This window comes from Streptomyces muensis (genome assembly GCF_021474425.1).
GTDB lineage: Bacteria > Actinomycetota > Actinomycetes > Streptomycetales > Streptomycetaceae > Streptomyces > Streptomyces muensis.
In genome coordinates this window covers 62,416-75,176 of sequence record NZ_JAKEIP010000005.1, presented here as the reverse complement: position 1 = coordinate 75,176, position 12,761 = coordinate 62,416, and the positions used below count along the sequence as shown (strand labels likewise).

Here is a 12,761-nt window from a genome sequence, read left to right as displayed (position 1 = left end):
GTTTTCAAGGCGCTTTTGATCTTGACTCTCGGGGGCGATCAGAGCGTTCATGGAGGTGCCCGGGGAACACCGCGAAGCGCACGCGCCACGGGCACCGCAGCACCAGCTGCCCCCGGCCGGGGAGCTCCCGAATGCCCAACTCCGAAGAAACGAGGACGACATGACGACCACCCAGGCCCCGGCCGAGCTGACCACCGCGCAGGCCAAGGCGCTCGCCGCCCTGACCGAGCACCCCGGCGCCACCGCCCGGGAGATCGCGGAGCACGCCGGGATCGGCGGCTCGACGGCGGGCAAGGCCCTCACCCACCTCGAGAGCCTGAACCTGGCCACCCGCGAGCACGGCGAGAACGTCGGCGGACGCGGCGGGCGGCGTACGGCGGACCGCTGGTACCCGGTCACGCCCGACGCCGAGCCCGAGGCACCTGCCGCCGACGAGCCGGAGACCCCGGCCGAGGACGCGGCCGACACCGCGCCCGAGCCCGCCGAGGCCCCGGTCGCCGAGACCAAGACCGAGGCCGCCCCCAAGGCCAAGGCCCGCAACGGCAGCCGCCTGGGACGCGGCGACCTGCGGCAGAAGGTCTACGAGTACCTCGAGGCCCACCCTGCCGACGAGATCGGCCCCTCGGGCCTGGCCAAGGCCCTCGGCCGCAGCGCCGGAGCGGTCGCCAACGCCCTGGCCAAGCTCGCCGACCACGGACAGGCCGAACTGGTCAGCGACAGCCCGCGCCGCTACCGGCTGAAGTAGCGCCCGCCGCCCGGGGCGCCCGCCGTACCAACGGCGGGCGCCCCGGGCCCCCTACCGACGACGGAGGTCCTCATGGCCCGCATGCTCGCCAAGTCCACGCCCCGCCACGCGGGGCACGCGTGCCGCTACGCCGGACGCGGCTGCACCTGCTACTACTACGAGCCCGGCGCCCTGACCAACCCCCGCCAGCGCGCCAAGTTCCGGGGCTGGGAGCGGCGCCGTGCGCGCGCCGCCGAGAACCGGGCCTGGCGCGCGGCCCTGGCCAACTAGCCATCCCGGCACGGCCGGTCACCCCCGGAGCGGGGCGGTGACCGGCCGTCGTCGCGTCCGTTGCGCGCACGGGCGCCCTCACCGGCTCCGGGGCCGACACAGGGCCGTCCCCGACTCCCGTTCGAGGTCCTGGAGTGCCGGGTGGAGATGCGCCGGCCGCGTACGACGCCGTGCGGCCGGCCTGGTGTAGGGAGCAACGAGCCGGGGCCCGCGCGCCGTTGCGGCGGGCCCCGGCGGGTGTCACCGGGCCAGGACGAACACCTTCTCCCCGCCGATCAGCGGGGCGTCCTCGGGTCCGGCGATGTACGGGCTGATCCAGATCGGCTTGTGCGTGCCGCGCGAGGGGTACCACTGGTCGCGCCAGTGGCCCTTGACGACCCAGCGGTGCTGGTACTCGCGGGTGCCGGGCCGCTCGGCCGGGTCGGCGCCCCGGTCGGTGCGGGCCCGGCGCAGCCGGATGAGGCGGACCTCGGTGCCGTAGTCGCGGTCGATGCGCTGGATCCGGCGGCGGGAGGCCCGGTCGGCGGCCACACGTTCGCTTGTCGCGAGGCTCTGGCCCATGAGCAGCCAGGTGGCCTGGATCAGCCGCAGGAGGGCGACGTCGCCTTCCGGGGTGTCGCTGAGGTCGGGAAGGCCCGGCTCGATCAGCGTGGTGCGCTGGTAGACGAAGCCGGTGGTCGGGTGGAGCGCGGCCATCTGCCCGGGCGCCACGTGCGCGAACCTCGTCCGCAGCCACGCCTGGGTCTCGGCGAGGTCCGTGTCCGGCGGGTTCGTCTCCAGGTGGGCGTCGACCTGGTCGAGGTACTCGCGGGTGCCGCTCCAGTAGTCGATGGCCAGGTGGCCGAGCCAGGGCCCCCAAGTGACCAGGCGTACAGGCTGGTTGCCCGCCGCGGCGTAGCGCATCGGCGGGTCCTCGAAGGCGAGCATCCCGACCGGGGAGGGCAGGTCCTCCGGGCGCATCTCGAAGTCGGTGAGGCTCTGGGCGGCGTGGTGGGCGAGCGCCGTCATGTCGCTGGTGACGTAGTAGAGCTCGGCGGTGCGCAGTCCGGCGGCCGTGCGGGCGGCCAGGGCCTGGGTGGTGCTGACGCCGGGCGGCAGGAGGTCGTCGTACGCCGTGCGGGCGTCGGGCGCGCCCAGGCAGTACAGCCAGTTGGCCATGCCGTCGCGGCTGCGGTCGGCGGCCCAGGCGGCGAGGTCGGCGCGGACCTCGGGTATCTCTCGGGCGGTGGGAGTCGTGACGGCCACGGCCGTCCCCCTTTTCAAGATCGGCAACATCGGGGTGCCGTGACATTCGCGTGGATTGCCCGAGGTCATCCAGCGATATGTGTGATGTGGCGATCTGCCGTGGGAGAACTGGGCGCAGCCGTCCGGCCGGGCCGCCGCCGGCGCCCTGGCGTGCGAGACTCGTGCGGCCCGGCCGCGCCCGTCGTGTGAAGCCGATGCCGGCCGGGCCCCGTTCGCCCCGGCCGGCCCATGGAGGTCAGGCCGCCGATGCCCCGCAGTGCGCGGCGAAGGCGGCGATCGCGGCGAAGTCGTCGTCGCGCAGCCCGAGCCGGGGGTCGACCCAGTGCAGCAGCGCCGGGGCCGGGTGGTGCGCGGCGACGTACGCGCGGTCGCGGTCCGAGACCTCGTCGTCGACCCAGACGAAAGGCCGCTCGCCCGCGTACGCCAGCAACGCGGGGACCTTCCAGTGCAGGCCGTCGGCTCGGTCGTTGAGCAGGTCCGGGCCGAAGTCGACGTAGGGCAGGTCGGGCAGACCGAGCACGGGCGCGATGAAGTCGCGGGCCTCCGCCATCCAGGTCGTGCCCCAGACCAGGTCCACGTCCAGGTCGAGCAGGGCGGGCCCGTGGTCGGGGTTGAGCCAGACCCGCAGCGGCTTGACGTACGCCCTCGGCTTGCCGGGGTACCGGGCGTACAGGCTGGGCGGCTTCATGCGGTGGGTGGTGTACCCGGCGGGCCGCTTCTCCGGCTTCGCCCGCCATGGGTTGAGCGGCCCGTCCACGTCTAAGAATCCCACCGGCTTCACGGCGCTCTCCTCCCCGTCTGGGCTGGTCAGGTCGCAGGACCATAGCGTCCCGATGGGCTGCCCGTCCTCTCCTTTGACGCCCTAATCGATCTTGACTTTACAACGTATCGTTGTATTGTTGTGGGCGTAGGGAAGACCTCACCCACCGAGGAGAAGACGATGCAGACCGAGACCGCTCTCGACCGGGCCAAGGGCGAGATCCTTTGCCACTACGACGCCTTCTACGGCGAGGACTACGACCAGGCCACCGCCCTGATGGACGCGGTGGTCACCGCCGCCCAGAGCGGCAGCCAGGGCGCCCTGGACTCCGCCCGGTCGGAGTTCCACCTGCACTACAGAGCCCTGTACGGCGACGACTACACCCACCTCACCGGGCTGCTCGACGACCTGGTCGCCGCTGCTGCCTGACGGCACAGCGCCCCCGGAGCCCGCCCAGGGCCCGGGGGCCGCGGCGTTCCCGGCGCCGGGGCCGTCACGCGGTGCGGCGCCCGGCGAGCGCGGCAGGGCGGACGGTGCCGCGGCCGAAGCGGCGGTTGGCCTTGTCGACGGCCCTCTCGACGCGGCGGGCGTTCTCCTCGGTGGGGTCCAGGGAGATCTGCTCGGCGACCTGGTCGGCGTCCAGGAGCTGCTCGGCGCGTACCGTCACGGCGCGCACCCGGGCCCGCTCGAGGTTGAGGCCGTTGAAGATCCGGTATGCGCACTCGCGCAGGTCGGCGTCGTGCGCGGTGGCGGCCGGCAACTTCCGGGAGCGGGTGAGCAGCGAGCGGTCGGCGAAGCGCAGCTGGAGCTGCAGGGCGGTCGCGGCCTGGCCGCGTTCGCGCAGCCTCGCCCCGATGACGACGACCGCGTCGAGGATCGCGGTGCGGATGACGTCGCCGTCCAGGACGTCCCGGTCGAAGTGCCTGCTCTCGCCGGTGGAGCGGGGCAGCGCGGTCGGGGTGACGCGCCGGTGGTCCAGGCCCCGCGCACGCTGGTGCAGGAGGCGACCCTCCCGGCCGCCGAGGACGCGCTGGGCGGTGGCGACGGGCAGGGCGGCGAGCGTGCCGATGTAGTGGACGCCGAAGCTGCGCAGCGTCTCCGCCTGGCGCCGGCCGATGCCGTAAAGGGCGTCGATGGGCAGCGGGTACAGGAACGCGGCGACCGCGTCCGGGTCGTCGGCGACGAGCCGGATGCCGTTGCGCGCGGGGTGGGCGGAGGCGGTCGCGGCCAGGGCCCAGTTCGCGGCCACGCCGACGTGGACGTCGACGCCGGTGAGGGCGAGGGTGCGCAGGCGGATGATCTCGGCGAGTTCGTACGGGGTGCGCTGGTGCAGGCGCAGCACGCCGGCGACCTCGGCGAGGGCGGCGCCGGGCGGGATGACCTGGACGATCGGGGTGAGCGGCTCGAGGACGTCGAGCACGGCCCGGTACGCGGGCTCGGGAGTGCCGGGCGGGACGCGCAGGTGCAGCACGGTGGCCCGCCGGGCGGCGGCCTCGTAGCTGTCGGGCGCGGGCGTGCTCACCTCTCCACCGTATCGAAACTCTGTTCTATTCGCGCGGTGGCGGTCAGCTGGTCCGCTTGTTGCGCAGGTGCGGGCCCACGTAGCCGACGACCACCACGCCGGACGCCCCCTTGCCAGCCACGTCGTCCAGGAAGTGCACCCGGGGACAGACGTTCCCGCGGGGGGCGAGCTTGAGGTGGGCCTGCATCTCGGCCTCGGTCCCCTCGAGCGCCGGGAAGATCCGCTCCTGGCCGTAGGCCGCCATGGTCGCGGACGTCTCGGTCATGGCGACCTGGCTCACCGGGTAGACCCGGGCGCCGGTCGGAGGGTTCCTGCAGAACTGGTGGAAGCCTCCCGCGAAGCCGTCCTTGCGGTGCGCGGCGTACGACTCCAGCGCGGCCAGCCCGCTCCACGCCTTGGCCGCCCAGGTACGGGCCTCGGCCTGCTCGTCGAGCGCCAGCGTGATCCGCCGGTCCGCCGTCACCCGCACGTGCACGAGGGTGCCGAGCCGCTCCCACAGGTCGGCGAACGACGTCGGCAGTCCGGCCGGCGCCTCGGCCGCGGCGGCCACCTCCTCGTAGCGGCCCTGGCGCAGCAGCGCCTCCCGCAACGCGTCGCCCTCGGCGCGGGCCCGCTCGAGTTCCCCCAAGGTCCCCAGATGGTCCTCCAGTTCGGCGTCCCGCTCAGCCTGTACGACCTGCAACTGCTCGGTCAGCGACACGGTCTCCTCCTCGGCCCGGCGCAGGGACTGGTCCGCCACCTCGAGCAGCTCGGTCAGCACGGCCACCTCCGCCTGCAGGTCGTCGCTCGCACCGGCGGGCAGCGCCGGGACCGACCGCAGCGCAGGCCGGCCGACGGGACGCGGGGCAGGGCGAACGAGCCGGTGTGCAGGGCTGGTTGAGGAACCACTCATCAATGCCTCCAGTACAGGTCAGCGCGGCGAGCGCCGAGCGGGAGCGAGGGCCTGCGGCCGGGCCCGGCATGGCTGTGGGCCGCCCCACAGCGGGGCGGCCCACAGGTCACAAGCCGGTCAGGATGCGAGAGGGAAGGCGTTGTCCAGGAACACGAAGATGTTGTGCGCGGCACGCCGGGTGCGACGGCTCTCGTTGTGGTTCTTGGTGACGGTGCGCATCTTGTCGAGCAGCGCCTCGCCCTGCACGATGTTGATCTCGCGGTCCTCGTCGTTGTGGTCCTGGTGGAACTGGACGTGTCCGTCGTTGTCGACCGTGGCGTCGTGCACGGGCAGCACCTGTGCGATGCCGGTGCTGCCCAGCTCCTTGCGCCGGTCCTTCAGTGCGTTGTCCACGGTGTCGGCGGCGTGCAGGACCCAGTCGACCGCGACGCTGGCGTCCGCGCCTCCGGCGTGCAGCTCGCCCGCCCCGTCCAGGAAGACGGTCGCGCCCTGGGGCCAGGCCCAGTTCATGACGACCACCACCAGGTGGGCGGTCGGCGGAACGCACAGGTGGTAGACGCGGTCCTCGTCCTGCCCGATGGCCCGGCCGTGCAGCAGGTACCAGCCCTCCCGGGTGAGCGGGGCGAGTTCCCGCGACGTGAGCCTGGTGAGCCGGGCGTTGGCCCGGGTGGCGCTGTCCGGCCGGCCGCTGCCGACCTTCCCCCCGGCGACGCCGGCCGCGCCCCCGATCAGCAGCGCCCAGCCCAGGCCGCCGGTGAAGGCACCGACCAGTGCCCCGGCCGCGCCGGTGGCCACGCCGTACACGGCGGTGTTGACGACGCGCTCGGCGCGCGCCCGCATGGTGGTGCTCACCGACTGTCTCCTTCCACGTATCGGGGCAGGAGCTGCTCGAGGACGCCGGCCACGTACGCGGCCCACTCCGGGGCGGGGGTGCCGGCCATCTCCCGCAGGACGCTCAACAGCCGGTCGGCGGGGACGACTTGGACCCCCTTGACGGTGAAGCCGTCGCCGGAGACGGGCGCGTTGTGCATGGCGATCAGCGGGGTGACCTCTACGGTGCGGTCGGTGCCGCGGCGGGCCAGCGCGTTGTGGAGGGACTCCTCGATCTGCGACGTCTCGAAGAGGACGCTGCTGATGACGCGCGGGTACTTCTTGTCTCCGTGGGCCAGCTGATCCTTGACCGCGTGCACCACGGCGTGGCGGTGCCACAGCTTCGCGTCGACCGGGATCACCTTGCCGCTCGGCGAGATCAGGGCGATGTCCACGTTGGCGACGTCCAGGCCGGGGATGTGCCGGTCGAACAGGCCGAACCAGCCCTCCGGTGCCAGGGCGCGTACCAGTTCGGCGGTCCGGCGCTCCCCCTCGGCGCCGGCCTCCCAGTTCGCGGCTTCCTCCACGGCCTCCGCGGAGGGCTCGGCGCCGAAGCCGAAGAAGGCCCGAGTGCGGGCCCAAAGACCGGTGGGCTGGGCCGCCTGTAACGTCGCGTCGGCGCGGGCCTGCGCGGAGTTCCCGGCGCTCATCCCTGTGCCCCCAGCACCTCGAGGGCGTGCACCTGGTACAGGGTGATCCCGTGGCCGCGGAAGGCGACCTTGCCGGAGGCCCATCCGCAGGTGCACGTCAGCTGCGCCGTGGAGTCGATGTTCTCCTTCGTCCAGGCGGGCTGGTGCTGGTGCTCCCCGGCCCACAGGCGGGAGACATGGTCGGGGCAGCCGAAGCCGACAGCCGGAGCGGACTTCCAGCCTTCCGACTGCTCGCGGTCCTCCCCCGACCACGCCTTCACCAGGTCGACCTCACGGGTGCAGCCGGGCAGGAAGCACACGCGCCGGGTGCTGCCGTGTTCCTCCCACTCCTCCCAGCTGGCACCGAGCCCGTTGATCAGGAGGGCGAGTGCGTCGTCGCCGAGCAGGATGCCGAGGTCGGCGATGCTGGTCGGTCGGCTCGTGTACGCGAACGCCGTCTCGGCTTCCTGCTTGGCGTCGGCAACCCACGCGTTGATGTCGGCGCCGGCGGGCTGGGCGATGTTCCGCTCAACCCACAGGCCCACCCCCAGCGGGTGCGGCCCGTCGCCGGTCGGCCCGTGGTAGAACCCGGCAAACGCCGCCCCGTACTTCGGGTCGACGCCGTGCAGGAAGTGCAACATCCGGGCCGACAGCGCGGCGAGCACGCCAGCAGTGGACTGCCAGCCGAAGGTTGCCGGGTTCACGGGCAGCGGCGACGCCCCGGCGCGCAGGTACATCCGGGCCAGGCCCTCGAGCGTCTCCGCGACGGAAGGGACATCCTCCTCATCCGTCTCGTGGGTCGTCAGATCGGTTGCGTCGGTCACGGTCGCGGTGTCCTCTCGTTCGTCGTCAGGCGCCGGACGGTGCGTACGGCACCAGCGGTGTCTTGTCGTGCAGGTACAAGGGGTGCAGGGGCTGGCCGGCCTTAGTGGTGCCGAAGCAGCGCAGCGCGATGCCCCGCCGCCCCAGCCGGGCGGCGACCTGGTCGGCGCGGCCGTGCAGGCCGCCGTGCGCGCCCCACGCGGCGATCACGAGGGACGACCTGGCGACGGTGCGGTCGATGAAGGAGTCGGCCAGCGCGCCGACCGGGTCGGGGTCCGTCTTCAGCGCGGCCGGGTCGGTCGCGCAGCGGGCGAACAGGTTGACCACCGCCAGCCCGCCGGCCTTCTCACGCCGCGCGAAGGAGATGCAGCGGGTGATGGTGGGGTCGTTGTCCCGGGCGCCCGCCGTCGAGGGGTTGAGCATCACGAACACGGCGAGCGGCAAAGCCGGGTCCCACAGCCGGGTCAGCAGGTAACGGTAGGAGCGGTCGGCGGTGAAAACCGCCGTGCCCAGCGGCCGGTCCTCGAAGCCGTGGTCCTCGTCGACGACCAGGTCGGCGAGCGGATCGGCTACGGCGGCCGTCACTGCGGGCACCAGCCGATGTGCCGCAGCGGCCCGATCCGGTCCTCCAGCTCCTGGCGCTCGACGGCCTCCTCCCGGGCCATGACCAGCTGGATGACGGCGTCGCTGCGGGGCGAGGTCAGGTACTCCACCCATGGGTCGCCGTCCTGGTCGACGTAGAGAGCGGCGTGGCCGTCGGACGGCGGCGGCGACATCTGCGACTGCTGGAAACGCAGAAGTTTGTCGTGGTACCTGCGGTTGTAGCGGGCGTCGGCCAGAGCGTGGTGCTGGCCGGTGGTCTGGAAGAGCAGCTGCGGTGCTCCCAGGCGCCGACGCAGGGACTCGAGATCGTCGTACGGCACGCGCGGGATGCCGGGCGCCATCGTGTTCCAGTCGTTGCCGAAGAGGCGGTGTAGGTAACCGAGATCGTCCTTGCCGTAGTTGGCAAGCAGCTGCGCCTCGGTCTCGCCGGGGAAGTACGCCTCGACCTCTTCGGCGATCTGCGCGGCCGACCTCGCGTACTGGAAGTCCGGGTGGTCCTTGTCCCAGGTGACGCTGGTGATCGTTCCGTCGGTCCAGCGAGTGACCTTGACCGGCAGGTGCGGCAGGACGTGGTCGGGGATGAACGGGTGGTCTGCAATGGCGTCGAGGTCGGCGTCGAGGTTGACGGCGTAGTAGTCGGCGGCCGGGCTGGCGTTGTCCGTGAGGGCGAGCGCCAGCAGCCCGGACAGCGCCGGGTTGCGCGGGTCGAACTCCGTGTCGAGGTAAACGAAGCGGCTCGTCATCAGGGTGGTGGCTCCTTGTCGATTGGGGCGGGAGTGGTGCTGTTCAGCGGCGGCCGGCCGTCCAGCAGTCGGGGCAGATGTCCCGGCCGGGCTTCGGGCGGTGCCACCCGCGTTCCGTACGCAGCAGGCGACGCAGCTCGGTGTGGTTGGCGACCCACACGGGCCAGTGGCCCTCGCTGTCGCACTGGGCGTCCGGTGCGGCGGGATCCTCCTCGTCGGGGATCGTCGCGTCGCACCGGACGACCAGGTACACGTCGGCGGTCACGGCTACGTACGCGTGTGCTCGAGGGCGCCGTGCGGGACGTAGCCCTTGCCGTCGCAGGCGGAGCAGGCGGCGACGCTGGCCTCAGCCACCTGCCCAAGCCAGTACTCGACCTGCTGCTCCCACTCGGCGAGCGCGGCGTCGTAGTTCTCCCCGTACACGGCGGCGGGTACCGGAAGGTCGACGCTGCGGTCGACGGTGACCTGGACGGTGCGCCCGGACTTCAGCGGCTGCCCCCTGCGCCCCGTGTTCCGGACGAAGGTGGTCCTGGGCTGGTCGTAGGGAACGCGGACCGTGATGTGCAGCCCGGGCCTGTCCTTGTAGTCGACGAAGCAGTACTTCACCCGCGGCATCGCCGTGATGAGCTTCTCCAAGTGCTGCTTCAGGCCCGGTATGTGGCCAGGGAAGAGGTGCCGGTACTCCGCACGCTGGGTCAGCTCGACGGGAAGGGCAGCGCGCCACTGCGGCTCGTCCGCCGCCGGGGGCTGGCGGCCCTCGAGCAGCATGAACGGCCCCTCGTAGACGTGCTCGACGGGCTCGAGGTCCTCGGTGACGCGCTCGTACAGGCCCCAGTACTCGTCATGGTCGCCGACGCGCTCGTTGAAGTCCTCGACGCTGAGCTCGGCCGGGTACCGCTCGGACAGCGCCGTGGGGTCGCTCAGCTTGTAGCGGAGCGTCCGGGGGTTGGGCTGGTAGACGGCGGTGATCCGCTGGGCGTGCCGGTCGGTGACGTACCAGTCGCCCTTGGCGTCGACGAGCGGCACCAGGCGGTTCATCGGCTCGCCGTCGGCGAAGATGCCGCTGCGCAGTCCGGGGCGCCGTTCGGGCTCGGGCAGGTAGTACGCGAACCGGCCGTCGGGCAGGCGCAGGGCGTAGCGGGGCAGGGTGGTCACGGGTGCGTGGCCTTTCATGTCGTTGCTGGAGCCGGGGCCAGGTGGCCGCCGATGAACGCCAGGAGCTGGACGGCGAGGCAGAGCAGTTCGAGGGCGCCGGCGAGCGCGGCCTGGATGACGTAGGCGAGTGCGCGGGTCGCGTCGGCGACCGCCTCGTACGGGTCGTCGTTCCCGACGCGGCCGAGCAGGGCCACGGTGAGGGTGTAGGCGACGACCGCCAGGCCGGCCTGCCAGTACAGGTTCGCGCCCTGCTGCGCGGCGTAGCCGAAGGCCACACGTCCGACGATCAGGCCGCCGACCGCCATCAGCAGCGGTACGAAGTAGTCGGTGAAGCGGCGGACCTGCGACGTCATCGGAGCCTCCGTGGCCGAGAAGGGGGTGGCCGCGCCCCGCCTGGGGGGAGTAGCGAAGCGCGGCCGGTGCGTGGCCCCGGGGAGTTGGTGGGGCCGCGCAGGACAGACACTATCTGAAACCCAATACGTAAGCAACGGGTTTCAATGCTGAGGGGAGCAACCCGGTCGGACCCCATGCCGGGGCCCGGCCTGTTCCGCTCGAGATGCCGGCCGTTACGCGGAAGGCTCCTCGTCCGCCTTCGGCAGGGCCGTCGCCTGCTCCAGCTCGCCCACGATGCGGGTCAGTTCGTCGCGATGGTGGGCCAGAGTCGACGCGAGCCGAACCGTGCGCTCGCGACCGCGCTGCTGCTCGATGTGGGGTTGCGCGAACGCGGCCAGGGCCTCGGCCGCCTCGTCGGTGGAGACGTACCGCCCCCACCCGCCGCTGCCGCTGAGCCGCCCGCCCAGCGCCTGCTCCAGACGCTTGAGGAGCGCGAGCTTCTCATCGACGTGGGGGTTGCGGGCCGTGCCGCCCTCGTCGCGCACCCGCTGCAGCTCCGCGCGGTGCCGGTCGCCGAGTTCGTCACGCTGGCGGCGCAGGGCGTTCATCCGCACGGTCTCGGTGTTGGTGAGCAGGGTGACCAGCAGGCCCGTCGTCAGTTCCGGGGTGCGCTTGGCCGGTTCGACGAGGACCTGGAAGCGCCGGCCGCGGGCCTTGGGCACCATCAGCCCCCACCCTTCGGGCAGCTCGTCCGGCCGGGCGACGCCTGTGTTGGGCACCACGAGCCAGAACCGTGAGCTGTACGGCCACCAAGCCTCCGCCTTGCCCGGGTCGCGCAACTCCCGGAGCCAGTCGGCGCGTTGGGTCTTGACCTCGCACACGTCAATCTCGCCGCCGCCCCGCGACGCCCACGTGGCGATGTGGACCGCGTCCGCCCGGCGGCCGGTGCGCTCGGGGGCGGTGACCTCGGTGAGGAACACGGCCCCCGGTATCTCCTCCCCCGGCTTGATGAAGTGGTCGCGCAGCATCCGGGTCAGCACGTCGGTGGTGACGTCCGCGATGCCGTGCCGGCCTCCCCGGCCGGGCTGCGCCGGGACCGACAGCGCGGTCTGCCCGCCCGCGGCGCTCACCGGGTGCGCTCCGGGGCTCGGGCCGGTAAGGCGGGCGGTCGCTGGGGTGTCATCGTGTCCTCTCCTTCTGTGGCGGGTGCGGGTCAGGCCCTGCCGCCCGCTCGCGGTACTCGCGGACGTCGGCGGCGTGGGCGTCCTTGCAGGGCTGGCACGGCTCTTCGCAGTGGTAGAGGTGCCGGCGGTAGGCGGCCTCGGTGCCGCACGGCTTCGTCGTACGGCGGCGCTGTCGGCGCGCGGCGGACTCGAGGCGGCACGCCTCCCGGCACGACTCGCAGGCCGCTTCCCGGCGTCGGCGGTGGCGGCGGTAGCCGCGCATCGTGCCGTGCGGGAAGTCGTCGGCCGGCGCCGGGGGCAGCAAGTGCCGTTCGGCGACGGTGAGCAGGGTGGCGACCTGCCGGTCGGTGGCGGCGATGCCCATCCGGCGGGCGGCGTACAGCATCGCGTCCAGGGCCTGTTCGTGGCCGTACGTCTCGGCAGGCGGGGCGGGTGGTGCCGGGCCGGGGGCGCGCTCAAGGAGGGCGGTCGTCATCGGCGATGCGCGGGGCAGTCGGCGAACAGGGCGTGCGGGGCGCACTCGTAGCCGTGCTCCGGGCAGGTGATGTCCTCCCAGCCCCTGCGCCAGGCCCGCTCGCTGAAGGTGGCCGGCGCCCATCCGGCGTTCGGGTGCCCGTGGCGCTTGAAGCCGAAGGCGCGCGGCTCGGTGGTGCCCGGGTAGAGGGCGATGCCCTCACAGCGGAAGGTGATGCCGTTGCGGACGTACAGGCGCTCGGGCTCAAAGAACTGCTCGTCGACGACGTCGTCTTCGTCGTCGAGGTGGAGGAGCTGCCTGCCGAGGGCCTCGCGCTCCTGGTCGTCCAGGGCGAGCGCGGCGGGCTGGCCGTCGCTGGTCGTGCAGGGGATCCAGCTGGTGTCGTTCGTCCCGACCGGCGGGTAGACGTCCTTGTTCCAGCGCAGTTCGGTCACGGTGCTGGTGGTGGTCACGGCGATGGCCCTTTCGTGCGCGGGGAGTTGAGGACGAGGGCCGCTCCGGCCCGGGTGAGCC

At 72.8% G+C, this 12,761-nt stretch carries 18 protein-coding genes; 3 read left to right on the top strand and 15 right to left on the bottom strand.

The features are described from left to right. The first annotated feature begins 160 nt into the window (after window positions 1–160). The gene (locus tag L0P92_RS02615) at window positions 161–745 is read left to right on the top strand and encodes a MarR family transcriptional regulator (protein WP_234760770.1); all 585 of its coding nucleotides are present in this window, start codon (window positions 161–163) and stop codon (window positions 743–745) included. Between the two features lie 72 nt (window positions 746–817). Further along, window positions 818–1,015 carry a hypothetical protein gene (locus tag L0P92_RS02610; RefSeq protein WP_176187960.1) on the top strand — a complete coding sequence of 66 codons (198 nt, stop codon included), beginning with the start codon at window positions 818–820 and terminating at the stop codon, window positions 1,013–1,015. A 240-nt stretch (window positions 1,016–1,255) separates the two neighbouring features. Here the strand turns inward: L0P92_RS02610 and L0P92_RS02605 are convergent, their stop codons facing one another. Together L0P92_RS02605 and L0P92_RS02600 are read right to left on the bottom strand one after the other, a co-directional pair. Next, on the bottom strand, window positions 1,256–2,260 hold the full coding sequence (locus L0P92_RS02605; protein WP_234760769.1) for a hypothetical protein: 1,005 nt from the start codon (window positions 2,258–2,260) through the stop codon (window positions 1,256–1,258). Window positions 2,261–2,495: 235 nt separating this feature from the next. Next, entirely contained in the window at window positions 2,496–3,041 is a 546-nt protein-coding gene (locus tag L0P92_RS02600; RefSeq protein WP_234760768.1) for an HAD domain-containing protein, read from the bottom strand. 159 nt (window positions 3,042–3,200) lie between these two features. Between L0P92_RS02600 and L0P92_RS02595 the strand changes: the two genes are divergently transcribed. Next, entirely contained in the window at window positions 3,201–3,449 is a 249-nt protein-coding gene (locus L0P92_RS02595) for a hypothetical protein (RefSeq protein ID WP_234760767.1), read from the top strand. A 64-nt stretch (window positions 3,450–3,513) separates the two neighbouring features. Here L0P92_RS02595 and L0P92_RS44990 read toward each other — a convergent pair whose 3' ends face one another. From L0P92_RS44990 to L0P92_RS02530, 13 genes are all read right to left on the bottom strand, one after another. Further along, a complete protein-coding gene (locus L0P92_RS44990) occupies window positions 3,514–4,542 on the bottom strand; it encodes a DinB/UmuC family translesion DNA polymerase (protein ID WP_234760766.1) in 1,029 nt (342 codons plus the stop codon). A gap of 43 nt (window positions 4,543–4,585) precedes the next feature. Continuing rightward, complete coding sequence (locus L0P92_RS02585) at window positions 4,586–5,434, bottom strand: hypothetical protein (RefSeq protein WP_234760764.1); 849 nt, start codon at window positions 5,432–5,434, stop codon at window positions 4,586–4,588. Between the two features lie 117 nt (window positions 5,435–5,551). Then, a complete protein-coding gene (locus tag L0P92_RS02580; RefSeq protein ID WP_234760763.1) occupies window positions 5,552–6,286 on the bottom strand; it encodes a hypothetical protein in 735 nt (244 codons plus the stop codon). Continuing rightward, the gene (locus tag L0P92_RS02575) at window positions 6,283–6,954 is read right to left on the bottom strand and encodes a nuclease-related domain-containing protein (protein ID WP_234760761.1); all 672 of its coding nucleotides are present in this window, start codon (window positions 6,952–6,954) and stop codon (window positions 6,283–6,285) included. The genes L0P92_RS02580 and L0P92_RS02575 overlap by 4 nt, the downstream gene beginning before the upstream one ends. Continuing rightward, window positions 6,951–7,757, bottom strand: coding sequence for a hypothetical protein (locus tag L0P92_RS02570; protein WP_234760760.1), 807 nt, complete (start codon window positions 7,755–7,757; stop codon window positions 6,951–6,953). The genes L0P92_RS02575 and L0P92_RS02570 overlap by 4 nt, the downstream gene beginning before the upstream one ends. Window positions 7,758–7,782: 25 nt before the next feature. Next, complete coding sequence (locus tag L0P92_RS02565) at window positions 7,783–8,340, bottom strand: DUF1643 domain-containing protein (protein WP_234760759.1); 558 nt, start codon at window positions 8,338–8,340, stop codon at window positions 7,783–7,785. Beyond that, the gene (locus L0P92_RS02560; RefSeq protein WP_234760758.1) at window positions 8,337–9,101 is read right to left on the bottom strand and encodes a hypothetical protein; all 765 of its coding nucleotides are present in this window, start codon (window positions 9,099–9,101) and stop codon (window positions 8,337–8,339) included. Before L0P92_RS02560 ends, L0P92_RS02565 begins: the two co-directional genes overlap by 4 nt. Window positions 9,102–9,144: 43 nt before the next feature. Beyond that, window positions 9,145–9,366 carry a hypothetical protein gene (locus L0P92_RS02555; RefSeq protein ID WP_234760757.1) on the bottom strand — a complete coding sequence of 74 codons (222 nt, stop codon included), beginning with the start codon at window positions 9,364–9,366 and terminating at the stop codon, window positions 9,145–9,147. Window positions 9,367–9,368: 2 nt separating this feature from the next. Beyond that, window positions 9,369–10,256 (bottom strand): hypothetical protein, encoded by an 888-nt coding sequence (locus tag L0P92_RS02550; protein ID WP_234760756.1) that lies wholly within the window; start codon window positions 10,254–10,256, stop codon window positions 9,369–9,371. Window positions 10,257–10,270: 14 nt separating this feature from the next. After that, window positions 10,271–10,609, bottom strand: coding sequence for a hypothetical protein (locus L0P92_RS02545; RefSeq protein WP_234760755.1), 339 nt, complete (start codon window positions 10,607–10,609; stop codon window positions 10,271–10,273). Between the two features lie 213 nt (window positions 10,610–10,822). After that, a complete protein-coding gene (locus L0P92_RS02540) occupies window positions 10,823–11,719 on the bottom strand; it encodes a hypothetical protein (RefSeq protein ID WP_234760754.1) in 897 nt (298 codons plus the stop codon). A 49-nt stretch (window positions 11,720–11,768) separates the two neighbouring features. Next, the gene (locus L0P92_RS02535) at window positions 11,769–12,248 is read right to left on the bottom strand and encodes a hypothetical protein (RefSeq protein WP_234760753.1); all 480 of its coding nucleotides are present in this window, start codon (window positions 12,246–12,248) and stop codon (window positions 11,769–11,771) included. Beyond that, window positions 12,245–12,700, bottom strand: coding sequence for a hypothetical protein (locus L0P92_RS02530; RefSeq protein ID WP_234760752.1), 456 nt, complete (start codon window positions 12,698–12,700; stop codon window positions 12,245–12,247). Before L0P92_RS02530 ends, L0P92_RS02535 begins: the two co-directional genes overlap by 4 nt. Window positions 12,701–12,761 lie beyond the last annotated feature (61 nt).

Excerpts from the sequence above, each read along its gene's own strand:
- L0P92_RS02615 (WP_234760770.1), top strand. The coding sequence starts at position 161 with ATGACGACCACCCAGGCCCCGGCCGAGCTGACCACCGCGCAGGCCAAG.
- L0P92_RS02610 (WP_176187960.1), top strand. The coding sequence starts at position 818 with ATGGCCCGCATGCTCGCCAAGTCCACGCCCCGCCACGCGGGGCACGCG.
- L0P92_RS02595 (WP_234760767.1), top strand. The coding sequence starts at position 3,201 with ATGCAGACCGAGACCGCTCTCGACCGGGCCAAGGGCGAGATCCTTTGC.
- L0P92_RS02585 (WP_234760764.1), bottom strand. The coding sequence starts at position 5,434 with ATGAGTGGTTCCTCAACCAGCCCTGCACACCGGCTCGTTCGCCCTGCC.
- L0P92_RS02575 (WP_234760761.1), bottom strand. The coding sequence starts at position 6,954 with ATGAGCGCCGGGAACTCCGCGCAGGCCCGCGCCGACGCGACGTTACAG.
- L0P92_RS02560 (WP_234760758.1), bottom strand. The coding sequence starts at position 9,101 with ATGACGAGCCGCTTCGTTTACCTCGACACGGAGTTCGACCCGCGCAAC.
- L0P92_RS02545 (WP_234760755.1), bottom strand. The coding sequence starts at position 10,609 with ATGACGTCGCAGGTCCGCCGCTTCACCGACTACTTCGTACCGCTGCTG.
- L0P92_RS02535 (WP_234760753.1), bottom strand. The coding sequence starts at position 12,248 with ATGACGACCGCCCTCCTTGAGCGCGCCCCCGGCCCGGCACCACCCGCC.